The following is an 18,247-nucleotide window of genomic DNA, read 5'->3' as shown; positions in this document are numbered from 1 at the left end:
TTACTTGTTTGCGCCCGGACGCCACATCTTGAACAGGGCCTCAGGCCCCAACTGGAAATAATCCGCCGGTCCGCCGCCGCGCAGAATCGGTTCTGCTGCGGCGGTGTCGTAAATGCCGTCCTTCAACAGCCACTTGGCGATATGCACGGCGACCACTTCGCCGAGGATCAGCCAGCTCGGCACGGTTTCGCCATCGGCGCGCTGCAACTGAATGATCTGCGTGACCTTGCATTCAAAGGACACCGGACTTTCTGCGACCCGTGGTACTGAAATCACCTTTGACGCCACTGTCGTCAAACCCGCCAATTCAAACTCGTTGACCTCAGGCGCGACCATCGCGCAGCTCTGATTCATCTGCTCGGCCAGCGGGCGGGTGGCGAGGTTCCAGACGAACTCGCCGGTCTGCTCGATGTTGTTCAGGCTGTCTTTGCGCCCGACGCTGGAAAAACCAATGATCGGCGGAATGTAGTTGAAGGCATTGAAGAAGCTGTACGGCGCCAGGTTCAAGCGGCCGTTGGCATCCTGCGAGGAAATCCAGCCGATGGGGCGTGGGCCGACGATGGCGTTGAACGGATCGTGGGGCAGACCGTGGCCGTTGGCGGGTTCGTAGAAGTGGATGTCATCGGGCATGGTGGGTGAATTCCTGAGGCTGCGTTTCGGATGCAGCCATAGTGCAAGGACGCCCCGCATATTTCCAGCCAGACGCAAAACCCCGTGTAGGAGCTGCCGAAGGCTGCGATCTTTTGATTTTGCTTTTAAAGATCAAGATCAAAAGATCGCAGCCTTCGGCAGCTCCTACAGTGGATTTGTGTGTATTTGAGAAAATTGTCATGCCCCAGAAATGACTAAGCCCGGCCGAGGCCGGGCTGTGGGAGGACTGCTGATACTTAGCTGATGGCAGCGGCGGTACCGGTTTTATCGAAACCGTCAGCCGCGACGGTTTTACCCAGGTTGGTCTTGTCGAAACCATCAGCAGCCACAGCTTTGCCAAGGCTGGTTTTATCAAAACCATCAGCAGCGTAAGTGCCGGTGTGGCTGGTTTCGATGGCGGCGCTGGCGCCGTTGATGAAGTCTGCGGATTTGGTGCGATCCGAGCCGTCGGCAGCAAAGGTATTAGCGGCCAGTACGGACAGGGTCAGGGCGAGGATCAGTTTGGTTTTCATGTCGGTTACTCCAGATTCGTTGGCGGTGTGTCTTGCATGGGTTTAATGCTATGCCAAATAAGTTGATTAAAAAGCGCAAATTAATGCTAAGAACAATCGATTAACTTGATGTTAAGGGCGGCACGTTGAATTCGCTTTCGTCGTCGGAGCGAGCGTCGCGCAGGTCATCGATCAGGTGATTGCAGAATGAGGGGGCAGCATTAATTAGCGATTAATCGCTGTGCGGCGTGTGTGAGGGATTTTTCATGCAGGTCTGGATAACGCTGTGACCCAATTGCGAGCAGGCTCGCTCCCACAGGGAAATGCATTCCAGATGTGGGAGCGAGCCTGCTCGCGAAGAGTCCATCACAGCCACCATTGCAGTGGCTGTGAAACCCGATCAGTCAGTCACGATCCGCGAATGCTTCTGGGTGTCCTTCATGGTGATGTACACCAGCAACGACACCGCGATGCATGCCGTCACATACCAGTAGTAACCGGTTTCCATGCCGATGCTCTTGAACCACAGCGCGATGTATTCAGCGGTGCCGCCGAAGATCGACACGGTCAGTGCATACGGCAGGCCAACGCCCAGGGCGCGGATCTCGGTCGGGAACAGTTCGGCTTTCACCACCGCGTTGATCGAGGTGTAGCCGCTGACGATGATCAGCGCTGCCATGATCAGGAAGAACGCGCCCCACCAGCTCTGAATGGTGTGCAGGGTCATCAGGATTGGCACGGTGAAGATCGTCCCCAGCACGCCGAAGGCGATCAGGATCGGACGACGACCGATCTTGTCCGAGAGGCCGCCGATGATCGGTTGCAGGCACATGAACAGGAACAGCGTGGCGGCAGAAATGGTGGTCGAGTCGGAGATGCTCATACCGACCGTGTTCACCAGGTATTTCTGCATGTAGGTGGTGTAGGTGTAGAACGCCAGGGTGCCGCCCATGGTCAGGCCGACCACGGTCAACAGTTCTTTGGGGTGGCGCATCAAGGTGCGCATGGCGCTTTCCTTGGACTTCTCTTTTTTGGTGAACGACTCGGTTTCTTCCATGCCGCGACGCAGGTACAGCGCCACGACCGCACACAGCGCGCCGATGGCGAACGGAATACGCCAGCCCCACGCGTACAGTTGTTCAGTGGTCAGCACGTTCTGCAGCACGATCAGGACGCCCAGCGCGATGAGCTGGCCGGAGATCAGGGTCACGTACTGGAAGCTGGAGAAGAAGCCGCGACGTTCCTTGGTCGCCATCTCCGAGAGATAGGTTGCCGAGGTGCCGTATTCGCCACCGACCGAGAGGCCCTGCAGCAGACGGGCGAACACCAGCAGGATCGGCGCGCCGATGCCGATGGTTTCGTAGTTCGGGCTGAGGGCGATCAGCAGCGAGCCGAAGCACATCAGGTAAACCGAGGCCATCAAGGCTTTTTTACGGCCGACCTTGTCGGCGTACATCCCCATCAGCCAGCCGCCAATCGGACGCATCAGAAAGCCGACGGCGAAAATCGCGGCGGTGTTCATCAGTTGGGCGGTGGTGGAACCGGCGGGGAAGAAGGTTTTTGCGAAATACAGGGAGAAGGCGGCATACACATACCAGTCGTACCACTCGACCATGTTGCCGACGGAACCGCTGAAGATCGATTTGATCCGGCTGGCGGTGGTTCTTTCTTTGGCCGGCACGGCAGCCGACCCAAGTGGCAGGGCGTTGGAGTTATCCATTGAAGGATCCTTCGTTTAATTGTTTTTGTGGAGCGCGTCGAAACGCAGCCTGCGAGGGCTATAGCAGGAGGTGTGCCAACGGGGGGAGGGCCGGTTTAGAGGGCGTGGCGGGATTGGGTGAGCGGATTTGTGCCGATGGAATTGATCTTGTGAGCGGATTTCCGCTTATTGGGGCTGAGATCAAAAGCCCCTCACCCTAACCCTCTCCCGGGGGGAGAGGGGACTGATCGAGGTGCTTTTGATAGTTACGCCGACCTGAGATACCGAGTCGAACTCAGGTTTCGAAAAGCATGAAGATCGGCTCCCTTTCCCCCTCGCCCCCTTGGGGGCGGTCCGACGTTTCGGGAGGGCTGGGGTGAGGGGGATGGTTTTCAGCCGCAGCAAAAATCCCGACCCAGCCTCACTCAGCCAAAAACATCTCCCGACTCAACCCATGCCGCTGCAGCTTTTCATTGAACGTGCGGCGCGGCAGTTGCAACTCTTCAAGTACCGCTTTCACATCGCCCTTGTGCCGGGTCAGCGCCGCACGCAAACACTGCGCCTCAAACGCCTCCTGCTGCGCCGCCAGCGATTGCCCCGGATCAATCCCCGGTGCCGGTTCATCCAGGCCCAACACCTGACGTTCGGCAACGTTCGCTAGTTCGCGTACGTTGCCCGGCCAGTCGTGGCTGAGCAGATGGCTCAATTGCGCGCCACTCAAGGGTGGAAAGGTGCGGCCCAAGCGCTCAGCGGCATTGTGGGCGAAGGTTTCGAACAGCAGCGGAATGTCTTCGCGGCGATCGCGCAACGGCGGCAAACGCAGTTCGGCGACGTTCAGGCGATACGCCAGATCCTCGCGAAATCGCCCGGCCCGAGCTTCATCGAGCAGATCCGGTTTGGTCGCCGCGACAATCCGCAGATCAACGCGAATGCTCTGGTTCGAGCCCAGCCGTTCAAGCTTCTGCTCCTGCAACACGCGCAACAGTTTCACCTGCTGTGCCAGCGGCATGCTTTCGATTTCATCGAGAAACAAGGTGCCGCCATCGGCGTATTCCAGCTTGCCGATGCGCTTGCCCGAGGCGCCGGTAAATGCACCGCTCTCGTGACCGAACAACTCCGCCTCGAACAACTGCTCAGGAATCGCCGCGCAGTTCAGCGCCACAAACGGCTTGGTAGCGCGCGGGCCGAAATCATGCAGGCAGCGCGCGACCAGTTCCTTGCCGCTACCGGTTTCGCCACGGATCAACACATTGACCGGCAACGCCGCCAGGTCCAGCACTTGCCGACGCAACGTCTGCAAACCACGAGACACACCGAGCAACGTCGCATCGAGTTTCGCGCGGTTGTCGGCCTGCTCGTGCAGCGCACGGTTTTCCAGAATCAGCCGGCGTTTGTCCAGCGCCCGGCGCAAGCTGCCGAGCAGGGTTTCCGGGCTGAACGGTTTTTCCAGAAAGTCGTAAGCACCGTCGCGCATCGCCTCGACGGCCATCGGTACATCGCCATGACCGGTGAGCAGAATTACCGGCAGGTCAGCGTCGCGTTTCTGCACTTCGGCCAACAACGCCAGGCCGCCTATGCCGGGCATGCGCACGTCGCTGAGGATCACCCCGGCAAAGTGCGCGGGCAGGGCGGCGAGGCATTCTTCAGCGCGGCTGAACAGCTGCACCTCGAAGCCGGACAGGCTCAGCCACTGCTCGACGGCGCTGCGAATGCTGCTTTCGTCATCGACCACCATCACTGAATTGAGCATCAGATGTGTGCCTCCAGATCGATCGGCAAAGTCAGGCTGAACACTGCGCCGCTGTCGCCATTTTCAGCACTCAGACGGCCGCCGGATTCATGCACGATGGCGAAGGATACCGCCAGGCCGAGACCCAAACCGTCGCCCACCGGTTTGGTGGTGAAGAACGGATCGAAGACCTGGCCCAAATGGTCTTGGGCGATGCCGCCGCCATTGTCGCTGACGCTCAGGCGCCACAGTTGTTCATCGGCTTCCAGACGGATTTCGAGACGCTTGCACGCTTTGCCCTGCATCGCATCGAGGGCGTTGCGCAGGAGGTTGATCAGCACCTGTTCGAGACGAATCGCATCACCGCGCACCCATGCCGGACGCGTCAGGTGCAACACCAGACTGACCTGCTCGTCACGCAACCGTGCATCGAGTAACTGCAAAGACTGATCGACCACCGTCGCCAGATCCAGGCGCTCACGCAAGCCGCTGGGGCTTTTGCGCGCGAAGGTCTTGAGGTGGCCGGTGAGGGCAGCCATGCGCGTGAGCATCTCGTCTACCGGTTTCAAGGCTTTATAAGCATCGTCGACCCGGCCATGCTCGAGCAGCAGGCGCAGCGTCGCCAGTTGCATGCGCTGAGCGGTCAGCGGCTGATTGATTTCATGGGCCAGCGCGGCGGACATCTGGCCGAGCGCGGCGAGTTTGGCCGATTGCACCAGACCGTCCTGCGCGGTGCGCAAATCGCGGGTGCGTTCTTCCACCAACTGTTCCAGCTCTTCGCGGTTGCGCTGGCGGATTTTCGACAGGCGCCAGCGCTGGTTGAGAAACAGCAACAGAAACACCAGCGCCAGCCACACCCCAGCGGCGGCCAGCCCGGCGTTGCGCAGGTCTTCGAAGGCCACTTGCGGATGGCGCAGCAGGTGCAAGGTCCAGCCTTCGGCGCTGAGGGGCAGCGATTCCCATAGATAATCCGCCGTGCCTTGCGGGCCTTCGACGCGGCGCAGGTCGCTGTTGTCATCGAAGCGGCGCAGCGATAAATGAGTCAAGGGCTGCAGCGATTGCTTGTCGTACTGCCGGGTGGCTTTGATTTCATCCATGTCGCGGGCGCTCAATGGCCGCAGCGCGCGATAGCGCCAGCCGGGCTGGTTGGCGATGAAGATGATCCCGCGCGCATCGCTGACCAGCAGTGTGTCATTGCCCTGACTCCATTCGCGTTCCAGCTCGGGGAATTCCAGCTTGACCACCATTGCGCCAAGGAACTCGTCGTTGTCGCCGAGCACCGCGCTGGAGAGGAAATAGCCGGGAATTCCGCTGGTCACGCCCACCGCGTAAAAACGCCCGGTGCCTTGGGTGCGGGTCTGGCTGAAGTAGGGGCGGAAACCGTAATTGTGGCCGACGTAACTGCTCGGCAAGCGCCAGTTGCTCGCCGCCACGGCGAGGCCCGTGTGATCAAGCAGTTCAAGGGTCGAGGATTGCGCCGCGCCGTTGATCTTTTCCAGCTTGAGATTCAGCGCCGCCTGTTCGTCGGCATCGACCGGCCCGGCCAGCGCCGAACGCAATTGCGGGTCCAGCGCCAGCACGGCGGGCAGGGCGCGGTAGCGGTCGATCAGGGTATGCAGGGAGTTGGCGTACAACGCCAGTTGCTGGTTGGCACGGGCGGCATCCTCCTCCAGCGCCTGACGTTCGGCGTGGCGGATCGCAAGCGTAGCGGCAAGCGCCGCGCCGGCAATGATCAGCAGGGTATACAACGACAGACGCAGGGTACGGGAAGTCGGCAGCATGCTGGGCGCAGGAATAAGGACGGGCAGGCACCTTACCATGAGCACTGTTCAGGCCAGGAGTCGCGTCGTCACCTTTTCATACGGCAGTAAAAGTCGACGAATTGGAATGAAGCACGGTCCTCAGGTTTCGAAGCCTTTTTATTCGCTGTCCTGTGTCGCGTTCAATGCGTTCAATGCGCTTAGAGGGGTCAGTACGACTCAGGGTCTTGACCGTTTCGATTAAATGTTCCGAGCGATACTGCAGCATATTAATCGTGTCGGTAATGTCGGCATCCAGTGCAGTCACCTCATCCTCGGTAAGATCATTTGCGCTGGTTGCTATTTCATTCAAGAGATCGAGGGTGTCCGGAATCACCTTGATAGTCGGCCCGACGTAGGGGATCTTGCCAGCGCCTGCCAGCGCCAATTCCTTGCCAGCCGCGATGCCGCCTTGTTTGATCTCTTGCCGTCCTTCGGGTTTGAGCGGGTTGTAATCGGCGATAGCTTTAAAGTTAACCACGGGCCCTTGTTCGGCCTGTGTTTGCTTTAACAGCCTGGTTCCTTTCAATCGATCCGGTTGCAAGCTGATGGAGGTGTTCAAACCGGTTTTTCTGCCGATCGCTTTCGTCGTTTTACTCACGGTTTTTCCGACTAGGAAACCAAGAGCCCCGCCAATCAGCATTCCCAGAGGGCCGCCAGGGATTCCCAGTGCTACCCCGGCTGCGCTCATGCCTATGCCAACCGCGTTGGATGTGCCCTTTTCCGCAAGAAAAAAACCTGTACGTTTCGCGGTTGATACCCTGCTGTTGGGCTCAGAGCGATGATTGAGTATTTGAGTGGTGACATCCCTGACAGCCAGATCGACGGCTGAAAGCAGCTCGTTATGGAAGGCCAGTTTCTTCTGCATACGCTCTGTGGGAGTGTTTCCGGTAATAAATGCCCGAACGCCTGCGCTTGACGGTTGAGCTTCTTCTGTTTTGTTGCCTGTCGTGTCGAAGTAAGTCATGGGATTGTTGCGCACAAACCCATATAGGTTCAGCCCATCCACATCCCCTGCCGGGTCGGCACTGACCCAGCGTTGCAACCACGGCGCGTAATAGCGGGCGCCGTAGTAGTACAACCCGCTGACATCCATCTCCTTGCCCGAATAGCGGATGAAGCGGTACCTGGTTTCCGAATTCGGTGCCATCCACGCGGTTTCGCCAAAGGGGTAATAGCCTTCCTGGCTGATCATGACGGCGTCTTGATCCAGTTCCATCACGCTGGAGCCGAGATGATCTTCAAGGTTGTAACGCAATTGATCGCTGTCGATATCTTTGGGGTTGTTCTTTGCCCAATGCAGGCAGCGGGCGTTACTGAGGGTGATGACGTGCAGTTCTTCACCGTTGTCGCGGGTGCGGATTTCAAGCCCGGGCAGGTAGCGCACCTGGTGGAAATGTTCGGCGTTGGCAGCGAAGGTTTCGTGGCGTTTGAACACGCGAATGCCCTGGCTGTAAAGGTAATGCTCGGCGTCATTGCGATCGTTTTCACGCTGGATCAGCGTCACGCTCTTCACCTCATCGCGGGCATTCCAGATCAGCGGCTTGCCGGGGTGCATCGCTTTCTGGTTACCGTGACTGTCGAACAGATCGCCAAACACCGGTTCCGGGTCGCCGGTTTTCCAACGCACCCCGCGATTGCTCTTCAGATCGATGAACATTTGCCGGGTCGAGTTGTTGCCGGCGCGTACGTGACACAGTTCGATCAGGTTGCCACCGTTGTCGTACTGGTAGGTCTGGGTGTAGTTGAGGCGATTGTTCGGGTCGCCCGGTTGCGGCAGGCCGGGAATGTCCGGCGGCGGGGCGTCGTCGTAGCCGGTGGCGCTGGTCAACCGATAGAGCGAGTCGTAGGTGAAGTCGCGGTGGCCATCGATCAACTGATTGGCGAAGTAACGTGGTTGAAAGGCGTGGTCTTCGATGCGGGTGATATTGCCGACGGGATCGTAGAAATATTCGAGGTTCTGCAGCACTGCGCCGGTGTCTTTGCGACTGGACTGAGTGTGCAGACGACTGTCTGCAGGGTCGTACGTCCACGTACTGAGGACGCGATTGCCGGCCAGTTGTTCAATGATCTGCTCGTTGGCGTTGTACTGTGCGTCCAGCAATACCGGTTGCCAGTCAGACGTATCCTTGATCAGCAGTTCCGTTTGCTTGAGTTGCCCGGCCAGGCCGTAGCGCGAGCGTCGCCGATGGCCACCGGCGTCGGTCTGCTCGAGCAGCGCGCCGAGCGAGCTGAACACATGGTGAGTGGTGAACGGCTCACCGTCGTGGAACGTGCGGGTTTCCCGCAGCGGCTGGCCGGTCAGGGAATAACTGTCCGTGAGCAGCGAACCGGAACGGTCTTTCTGTTCCAGCAACTGGCCGCGACGGTTGTATCCGGCTTCGGCCGAGGCATCGGCGTAAATGAAAACATCGACATCGGGTTGGCCATTTTCCTCGACCGCGACCACCCGCAGTTGCTCATCGAAGATCGTCTGCCACTGGCTACCGCGCTGATCCCAGCGCCGCAACGGCTCACCCGCCAGCCCCGGCAGGATCAGGCGCCAGCCGGCGTCGACGCTGTCGGTCAATACCCCATCACCGTTTAGTGAGTAGACGTTAATGAGGTTCGCAGTGGGCAGACGCGGATCCCGCTGCGCCACCATACGGCCGACCACATCGTATTGCTGAAGCGACACGAGTGCTTTTGGTGTGTCGTCTGCCAGAGTGCGCAAGTAACTGACCTGACGGATCGGCGAGCCCCGGCCATCGATCACCGCCACCGTTGGAGTGCGCCTATGAACAGGGTCGTATTTCATGCGAATTTGTGTTTGGTGAAGGGCTGAACAAATGTCTGAAATTTCGACGCTGGTTTCGCTTGTTTGCGCAAAAATCTGTTGTCTGTCAGCAAATCTTCTTTGTGCCACTTCAGGGTGGTCTGGCTGCTTTCGATATATCCCAGGATTGCACTGGTCTGCTCTCGCAAGGTATCGAGCCGAATGGTCTTGGCAGCCATTAAGCGGCTCTTGTCAGGTAGCACGTCAGCCGAATTGATCGTGTTTTGTCCTACGCGTCTGAAGGCTTTCTCAATATCGGCCATTCGCGAAGTGAGGACTTGTTTCCAGTCGGCGAGCATCGTTTCGATTTTTTCAATCTTGACCGGATCCAGACCCTGTTTAATGTCCTCCACCTCCTGCACCCGCGAACCGATATTAAGTGTCGCCCCCACGCCTGGAACAAATGTTCCGACGCCGCGGTTCAGTAAGGTGTTGGCGGCATCGGCCGGCGTGAAACTCGATGAACGCTCTGTGATGCCGACCTTTTGATCAATGGCTGCGACGCTCATTGCCGAAGTTTGTGGAATCAATGGGACTGTCATATTTGCAAAGGACGTGTATTTGCTGGCGATCTCCTCGCCGATATCGCCGCTGATGTGCATGGCAATCATCTCCGACAAGAAGCCGACGGCGGCGGGCATAGCAGCGGTAAGTGTTGAGCCTGCGAACCCGCCGCCGAAATAACCAGCGAAGAAGCCGGCAGTGCCTATCAGTGATTCTGCAACAATATTCGCCAGCAGTTCAGTCCCGTACTGTCCGCTTGATACTTTCAGCATTTGGTCCAGCGTTGTGGCTGAGTAATCACCGAGAGTGGTCACGAAGTTTGAGAAATTGACGATATCGAATTTCTCTTGGCTGTTGCCTTGCACATCCACATAAGTTAACGGGTTGTTCAACACCATCGCATACAGATTCAACCCATCCACATCTCCGGCCGGATCGGCACTGACCCAACGCTGCAACCACGGCGCGTAATAGCGTGCGCCGTAGTAATACATGCCACTGACGTCCATCTCTTTGCCCGAATAACGGATGAATTTATAGCTGACCCCGGTCTCTGGAGGTGGGGTCATCCACGCCGTGGCGCCAAACGGGTAATAGCCTTCCTCGCTGATCAGTTGTGCTTGCTGATCCAGTTCCATCGCACAGGAACCGAGGTGATCTTCGAGGCTGTAACGCAATTGATCGCCGTCGATGTCTTTGGGATTGTTCTTTGCCCAATGCAGGCAGCGGGCGTTGCCGAGCGTGATGACGTGCAGTTCTTCACCGTTGTCGCGGGTGCGGATTTCAAGCCCCGGCAGATAGCGCACCTGGTGGAAATGCTCGGCGTTGGCAGCGAAGGTTTCGTGGCGTTTGAACACGCGCATACCCTGGCTGTAACGGTAGTACTCGGCATCATTGGAACCGCCATCGCGCTGGACCAGGATCACGCTTTCCAGCTCATCGCGGGTATTCCAGAGCAGCGGTTGGCCCGGTTGCACGGTCAGTTGATTGCCGTGGCGATCGAACAAAGTGTCGAAATCCGGCGGCTCGTCGCCGGTTTTCCAGCGCACCCCGCGATTGCTTTTCAGATCGATGAACATTTGCCGGGTCGAGTTGTTGCCGGTGCGTACGTGACACAGTTCGATCAGATTGCCACCGTTGTCGTACTGGTAGGTCTGGGTGTAGTTGAGGCGATTGTTCGGGTCGCCCGGTTGCGGCAGGCCGGGAATGTCCGGCGGCGGGGCGTCGTCGTAGCCGGTGGCGCTGGTCAACCGATAGAGCGAGTCGTAGGTGAAGTCGCGGTGGCCATCGATCAACTGATTGGCGAAGTAACGTGGTTGAAAGGCGTGGTCTTCGATGCGGGTGATATTGCCGACGGGATCGTAGAAATATTCGAGGTTCTGCAGCACTGCTCCAGTGTCTTTGCGACTGGACTGAGTGTGCAGACGACTGTCTGCAGGGTCGTACGTCCAGCGACTGAGGACAAGATTACCGGCCTGCTGCTCGATGATCTGGTCGGCGGCGTTGTACTGCGCATCAAGCAACACGGGCTGCCATTGGCTCTGGCCGCTGATCAACAGTTGTACCTGCCGAAGGTGCCCGGCCAGGCCGTAGCGCGATCGTCGCCGATGGCCGCCGGCGTCGGTCTGCTCGAGCAGCGCGCCGAGCGAGCTGAACACATGGTGAGTGGTGAACGGCTCGCCGTCGTGGAACGTGCGGGTTTCGCTCAGCGGCTGGCCGGTCAGGGAATAACTGTCCGTGAGCAGCGAACCGGAACGGTCTTTCTGTTCCAGCAACTGGCCGCGGCGGTTGTACCCGGCCTCGGCCGAGGCGTCGGCGTAAGTAAAAACGTCGACATTGGACTGACCATTTTCCTCGACCGCGATCACCCGCAGCTGCTCATCGAAGCTCGTGCGCCAATGGTTGTCGCGCTGATCCCAGCGTTGCAATGGCTCACCGGCCAGACCCGGCAGGGTCAGGCGCCAGCCGGCGTCGACGCTGTCGGATTTCAATACCGTGCCGTCCAGGCTGTAAACCGTGGTCAGGCAGGGTGCCGACAAGCGCGAATCCCATTGCTCGATCAGACGGCCGGCGTAGTCATGCTGCTGACGGGTTACCAGCGCTACGGGGTTGTCGGCCGTCACACTGCGCAAGTACCCGACCTGCCGCATTGGCAAACCACGCGCATCGCTTACCGCCAGCGCAGGTGTACGGCGATGCACGTTGGCAATCATGGCTGCGATGCCTTGGTTGGCGATGATGGCTCGGCGGTGTCGTTGAAGTCTTCGCTGGTGTGATACCAAGGGTGGTACGTCTCTCGGGAAAAGTCGCCCTTGGCATTGACCATTCCGACCTGCCGGCTCTTGACGTCATAGCGAAGCTGATCGTGATGGCTCAGTGTGCGCAGGGACTGATCGTTGACGTAGGTATAGGTGTTGGCGAAAAACGCGCGGTACTGACGAACGGGCAAGCCTTTGTTGTTGTATTCGACCCGCTCGCTGATGCGCCAGCGCGGGTTGGCATCGACCACTTTGATCTGGCCATCCTCGACGATCAGCGAGCCGTCGGCGTCCACGGCATAGGCCTTGCCCGGATCGACCAATTGCTGGGTTTGCAGAGCCCGGCCAAAACCGTCGACGCAGGCTTTGGTGATCTGGATCTGCGCATCCACCTCGTCATCAGGGTAGCGGTCGGCACTGAGGATCACACTGTGCACCGGTTCGCGATGCACTGTTGCGATGGCGTCTTGCAGCGCCTGTTCATCAGGCGTCAAGGCGCCGCTGCGCCGGGTCAGTTGGCGGCGTGTACTGGCCCTGATGTGGCCGCTGGGCAGCAGATAACCCTGAGCGATCCATGCCAGGGCGGCGCGGGTGTCGTTGGCCATCTGCCCCATCCAGCTGAACAGATCCTTGCGCAGGGTACTCGCGGCTTTTTGCACGGCATCGGTCGGGTTGGCAATTGCCGTAGCCGGGCTCCGGTCCTCCGGAAGTTTGTATTCGCTCAGTGGCCTGAAACCCGCTTCCCTGTTGTTCTCTGAGCCATAATAACTGGTGGCCAGGGGCTGATTGGAGGGTTCATACAACGCCTGATGAGTATTCAGGTTGGCATCGATGATTTTCAGCGGTTGCAGCGCGTGGTAGTCGTACTCGATGCAGGTGGTACAGCCATCTGGCAGTTCCACGAGGGTGACAGCCAGCGCATACGCGTCGTATACGGCGTGAGTGAAGCCATGGCTGAGGGTTTCGCGATAGCGCCGGACCTTGTAGAAACCGTCGAGGCTGGCGTATTCGGCGTAGCCGAAATTAGCCGACCACAGGTCATGCTCCGTGCTGCCCAAGGGATTTATCCAGAACAGAAACGGCATGGGCAGATAGCCGATCTTCTTCAGTTCGTCGCGCACGTTGAAGGGCGCAGGCAGCACGCTGTAAGCGTCCAGCGCCGTCTTGTCCAGTTGTGCCACTTCCAGTGGACCGACCAGGGCCTCGAATCCGGCAACGCCGTCGTCCAGCCGTTGGCCATCGGTACTCAAGTAGCGCTGTACAGACTGCGTGGTCAGCACCCGTTCAGCGTTCCAGTGCGCCGAATCCTCATGTGCCTTCAGGCACTCATAGGACACTTGCGCGGCTTCAAGCCCGGTGGGCAGGGTGCCTTTGGGCAAGACCAGTGCATTGCCACGCTGCTGATAGGGCAAACCGAGACGCCAATGCTGCCGGTCCTTGTCCAGATCGATGAACGCTGAACGGCTTTCATTCAGGTAGAACGATTGTTGCGCCGGGTCATGGGCGTCGAACCACCACTGCTGTACATCCGGGTCGTCGAACGGTGGTGCATCTTTTTCGGTCAGTCGCCGGGCGTAACTCACCGTGATGGCGTGCGTCGGCTGGCCGTAAGTGTTGTAGCGCAGGACCACATCGTTGCGACACATGGGGTCATCGACGAAACCGTCGTACTGGTAGCTGATCCTTTCCACCACCAGTGGCAGCAAGACGGCGGTGGCATAAGGACCTTGCTCGCGAACCTCGCGCACCTGATATCGCACTTCTTCTACGGCATAAGGCGTGGCAATCCCGGGGGCGTCCATGTCTGCATCAGCGTAGGTTTCGCTGCGGGCCATCGAGCCGACCAACGCTCGGGAGAGCTGGTATTGGCTGTCTTCATCCTGCACCGGAATCAGTTCATCGGCATCGTCTTCCGGGTGATGGCGACTGAACAGGGTGTTACCCAGGGCTACCGCTTGTGCATCCTGATTGAAGTAGTCGTCGCGCGGCCGGTCCATCGATTGCCCGGTATGAAACCAGGTGCAGACACGCACCGGCTCGCTGAAACCTTCGCTCTCATCTGCTCTGGCGCTCTCACTGTCGGTTTGTTGCAACAGACCGAAACCGCGGAACTCACGCTCGCGGCTGTCGTAGACGCCTTCACGCCAAGTGAAGGTCTGAGTCAGGCAATTGCCAGTGATTTCATCCAGCTGCCGTTGTTTCTTGACCACCGCCACCGGGAACGGCAGGCGGCAAGCCGGCAAACGCTTAAGGGTGAGCAAACGGTGTTTTTCATCCAGCCATTCCTGCGCCGAACTGCGATAAGCGACGCTGGCACTGCAACCCATGTTGTTGTTACTGCTGGTCAACAGATACGGCTTGGCCGAAACGAAATCGTAGCGCCAATGCTGCGGCTGCATGTGCGTCACCGTCAGGATCAGACTGGCGCAGCCCAGGCCTTGCAGATCGGCGAAACTCACCTGACAGAGGCGATCGTAGCGCACGCCGTCGGGCCACGGCACGCTGATCGGTATTTGCTCCAGGCCGTTGCCGCCACGATTCAGGTAGATCTCGAAGGTATCCGACTTCAGATAAATCAGCGACGCGGCACCGGAGCCGTCGAGGTCGGCAAGGCGCACCCGGGACGAATCGAATTGCTCGTAGTTGAAGGGCAACTCGCTGATCTTGCGACCTTTGCCAAACCGGCCGTGGCCCAGGTTCGGCCAGCAGCGGATTTCGTCATGGCGTATCCGACACAACTCGGGCATATCGCTGCCCAGCAGGTTGCCCAACAGCACCAGTTCTGTGCGCGAATTGCTGAACAGTGGCAAGCGGTCGTCGTCGGGTTCGTGCAGCACCTCTTCAGGCGCGGCGAAGCCTTGTTCGCGCTCGTTGGCATACAACCGCACGGAGCTGGGCCCGATCAACGCCAGGCTACTCAAGCCGTCACCGCTCAAGTCGCCAAGTGTCGAGAGAGTGTTGAAAAACTCTGGTGGGAATTTGCCGAAGGGGACGAAGTCGGCAAACTCGCGTTGTTCTGTCAGGGTGCGAAAACCACTGATACCCGGTTGCGCGGTGACCCAATCGAGCCTTCCGTCCCCCGTCAGGTCGGTCAGCAGTTGCTGGACCGGACGGTTGCGATCGGCGAGCGGAATCTTTTCCAGTGCGGTCCATGGCCCATAGCCGATTTCATCGGTGCCCTTGGTCGCGCGTAGTGGTTCGCGGTAGTACCAGGCCTGGTCATAACGGCAGAGGAAACCCGGCACACCTTCGCCATAAAGATCCACACACTGGTAAAAACCACCGTCCTCGATACCCGGTTGAACATCGGGTTCGAAGAAGCGCGCCGGGGTTTTATTGATGTCGAAGGGGGCATAGTCGAACTCGACCGGCGGCGTGTTTTCGACAATGCCGTTCGCATCGAATGCCTGATAGTGCGCCGCGCTGATCTGGCTGTAGGCCCACTGCGCGATATTTTGCGGTTGGTGATATTCCAACAGCAGGCGGCGTACCAGTTTCGGTTGGTCAGTCGATTGCTCGGGAAAATGATGAAACAGCAATGCCTGTTGGCAGAGTCTGCGAGTGCCCAGTTCAAAACCCTGACCGTGGGTTGAAAAGCTGTCTGGGCGAACGGTCCAGGGTTTGAGGGGGGCACCGTCATATGCCGGGATGTCGGTCAGTGACGTGCTGCGCTCGCCGTAATCGAACAGCAGATGAAAGTGCCAGCCCAGTTCGGCGGGATTGTCCGTCGTCCAGCTGTACAGATCGCTGCTGGCCGTGAAGTTGCCGTAACACACGCGGCGCAGATAACGCTGGGCGCGATAGTCACGCACGGGGGCGGGATCCTGATCATCGGTCTTGTATTCAAAGCAGATGTGTTCGCCGCGCGCGTTCATGCTTTCGCACAGCAGCCATGTGGCGATTCGTCCAGGAGCCTGGGGATCGGCAATTCGTGTGGCTTCGGTTTTGCCGTAAAGGTGCAGCGAGCCGTCAGCGCCGTGTATCAGCCAGAATACCGGTGGATCGGCTTCTCGGGTCTGCCGCTGCCAGCGCTCGCGCAAGGCAAAATCGCTTTCCACTCGAGGACAATAGCGCACGACTCTGTGCGGGCCAATGTCGACGCCGTTGTAGACGCTTTCCTCTCGGAACTTGAGTTCACCATGCTCATCGAGCTCCGGCATCCACACTTCGCCATCGGCACCGACGATCTCGTCGTGATCGGTATAACGTGGCACGCCTTTGTTGGTTCTGCGATTGATCTGACCCACGCCGGACAGGTGCCAGGAAAGGCCGAATGGACCGTTGCCACTCTGACTGCTGTAACTCAGCGAGAACTGAGGATCCCAGCCCCGCCCGGCAGACGTTGGAATCGGCAACTCGAACGAGGCGGCTCCGGTCGGGCCCACAGCGCCCCAACTTTTGCCGATGGTGGCGATCGATGCGCTTTTGGCGATGGAAGGGGTGGTGATGCTCAGCTCTTGTTGATCAGGCATGGTCGAATCCATTGCGCACGGGGTGGGCGTGAATGGACTGACGCTAACAAGAATGGCGGGTAAATGAACCTGTCAGATCTGACAGGTGCGCAAGATCATTTTGTATGCTTCGGAGCTTTTTTTATCGCGAACGGTTGGCCCCTGTGAAAACGGCCGGGTCATCGTTGCAGATGAACCGGCCGTTTTTATGGCAGCGAAGGGCTTATTGCACTTCTACCGCCAGGCTTTCGCTGATCTTCTGTTGCCAGATCGCAGGGCCGGTGATGTGCACCGACTCACCTTTGCTGTCCACCGCAACGGTGACCGGCATGTCCTTGACCTCGAACTCGTAGATCGCTTCCATGCCCAGTTCGGCAAACGCCAGCACTTGCGACTTCTTGATCGCCTGAGCGACGAGGTAAGCAGCGCCGCCAACGGCCATCAGGTACACGGCTTTGTTGTCCTTGATCGCTTCGATGGCGGTCGGGCCGCGCTCGGATTTACCGATCATGCCCAACAGGCCGGTCTGCTCGAGGATCTGCCGGGTGAACTTGTCCATCCGCGTCGCGGTGGTCGGGCCCGCCGGGCCAACCACTTCGTCACCGACCGGATCAACCGGGCCGACGTAGTAGATGAAGCGACCTTTCAGATCGACCGGCAGGGTTTCACCCTTGTTGAGCATCTCGACCATGCGCTTGTGCGCGGCGTCGCGACCGGTGAGCATTTTGCCGTTGAGCAGGACGGTTTCGCCCGGCTTCCAGCTCTGCACGTCTTCCGGGGTCAGGGTGTCGAGGTTGACACGGCGAGCCGACGGGCCGGCTTCCCAGACGATTTCCGGGTAGGCGTCCAGCGGTGGCGCTTCCAGCGAGGCCGGGCCGGAGCCGTCGAGCACGAAGTGTGCGTGACGGGTGGCGGCGCAGTTCGGGATCATGCACACCGGCAGCGAGGCTGCGTGGGTCGGGTAGTCCATGATCTTCACGTCGAGCACGGTGGTCAGGCCACCGAGGCCCTGGGCGCCGATGCCCAACTGGTTGACCTTCTCGAACAGCTCCAGGCGCATTTCTTCGATGCGGTTCTGCGGGCCACGGGCCTTCAGTTCGTGGATGTCGATGGATTCCATCAACACTTCCTTGGCCATGACGGCGGCTTTCTCGGCGGTGCCGCCGATGCCGATGCCGAGCATGCCCGGTGGGCACCAGCCGGCGCCCATGGTCGGAACGGTCTTCAATACCCAGTCAACGATCGAGTCGGACGGGTTGAGCATGGCCATTTTCGACTTGTTCTCGGAACCGCCGCCCTTGGCCGCCACGTCCACTTCCACGGTGTTGCCCGGGACGATGGAGTAGTGAATCACGGCAGGGGTGTTGTCCTTGGTGTTTTTCCGAGCACCCGCCGGGTCGGCGAGGATCGAGGCACGCAGGACGTTTTCCGGCAGGTTGTAGGCGCGACGCACGCCTTCGTTGATCATGTCGTCCAGGCCCATGGTGGCGCCATCCCAACGCACGTCCATGCCGACGCGCACGAACACGGTAACGATACCGGTGTCCTGGCAGATCGGGCGATGGCCGGTGGCGCACATGCGCGAGTTGATCAGGATCTGCGCCATCGAGTCACGGGCCGCTGGCGATTCTTCGCGCAGGTAGGCTTCGTGCATCGCCTGGATGAAATCCACGGGGTGGTAATAGGAAATGAACTGCAGGGCGTCGGCAACGCTCTGAATCAGGTCATCTTGCTTGATCACGGTCATGAGTCGCGCTCCTCTAAAAGACGGGAACATTCAATAAGGTGCCTGCGGCTTGGGTGCATCGGTCGGTCGCAAGCACCTTTCAAGGCACGCCGGGGCTGCTGGC

The 18,247-nt window shown here is 59.2% G+C and carries 9 protein-coding genes; all 9 read right to left on the bottom strand.

Going from position 1 to position 18,247, the window contains the following annotated elements; genetic code table 11:
• Positions 1 to 630 carry a flavin reductase family protein gene (locus J0G10_RS24525; protein WP_007912610.1) on the bottom strand — a complete coding sequence of 210 codons (630 nt, stop codon included), beginning with the start codon at positions 628 to 630 and terminating at the stop codon, positions 1 to 3.
• A 257-nt stretch (positions 631 to 887) separates the two neighbouring features.
• Entirely contained in the window at positions 888 to 1,163 is a 276-nt protein-coding gene (locus J0G10_RS24520) for a hypothetical protein (protein WP_038366788.1), read from the bottom strand.
• Positions 1,164 to 1,542: 379 nt separating this feature from the next.
• Positions 1,543 to 2,862: an MFS transporter gene (locus tag J0G10_RS24515; RefSeq protein ID WP_220556917.1), complete on the bottom strand. Its 1,320-nt coding sequence runs from the start codon at positions 2,860 to 2,862 to the stop codon at positions 1,543 to 1,545.
• 400 nt (positions 2,863 to 3,262) lie between these two features.
• Positions 3,263 to 4,591, bottom strand: a complete 1,329-nt coding sequence (locus J0G10_RS24510; RefSeq protein ID WP_220556916.1) for a sigma-54-dependent transcriptional regulator — start codon at positions 4,589 to 4,591, stop codon at positions 3,263 to 3,265.
• Positions 4,591 to 6,351: an ATP-binding protein gene (locus tag J0G10_RS24505; protein ID WP_220556915.1), complete on the bottom strand. Its 1,761-nt coding sequence runs from the start codon at positions 6,349 to 6,351 to the stop codon at positions 4,591 to 4,593. The genes J0G10_RS24510 and J0G10_RS24505 overlap by 1 nt, the downstream gene beginning before the upstream one ends.
• A 76-nt stretch (positions 6,352 to 6,427) precedes the next feature.
• Positions 6,428 to 9,166 carry an RHS repeat-associated core domain-containing protein gene (locus J0G10_RS24500; protein WP_220556914.1) on the bottom strand — a complete coding sequence of 913 codons (2,739 nt, stop codon included), beginning with the start codon at positions 9,164 to 9,166 and terminating at the stop codon, positions 6,428 to 6,430.
• Positions 9,163 to 11,901, bottom strand: coding sequence for an RHS repeat-associated core domain-containing protein (locus J0G10_RS24495; RefSeq protein WP_220556913.1), 2,739 nt, complete (start codon positions 11,899 to 11,901; stop codon positions 9,163 to 9,165). Before J0G10_RS24495 ends, J0G10_RS24500 begins: the two co-directional genes overlap by 4 nt.
• Positions 11,898 to 16,418 carry a SpvB/TcaC N-terminal domain-containing protein gene (locus J0G10_RS24490; protein WP_220556912.1) on the bottom strand — a complete coding sequence of 1,507 codons (4,521 nt, stop codon included), beginning with the start codon at positions 16,416 to 16,418 and terminating at the stop codon, positions 11,898 to 11,900. The genes J0G10_RS24495 and J0G10_RS24490 overlap by 4 nt, the downstream gene beginning before the upstream one ends.
• A 202-nt stretch (positions 16,419 to 16,620) precedes the next feature.
• Positions 16,621 to 18,144, bottom strand: a complete 1,524-nt coding sequence (locus J0G10_RS24485; protein WP_034153454.1) for a fumarate hydratase — start codon at positions 18,142 to 18,144, stop codon at positions 16,621 to 16,623.
• Between the last annotated feature and the right edge of the window lie 103 nt (positions 18,145 to 18,247).

The sequence above is a fragment of the Pseudomonas germanica genome (genome assembly GCF_019614655.1).
Lineage (GTDB): Bacteria > Pseudomonadota > Gammaproteobacteria > Pseudomonadales > Pseudomonadaceae > Aquipseudomonas > Aquipseudomonas neuropathica.
This window is presented reverse-complemented; position numbering and strand designations above follow the sequence as displayed.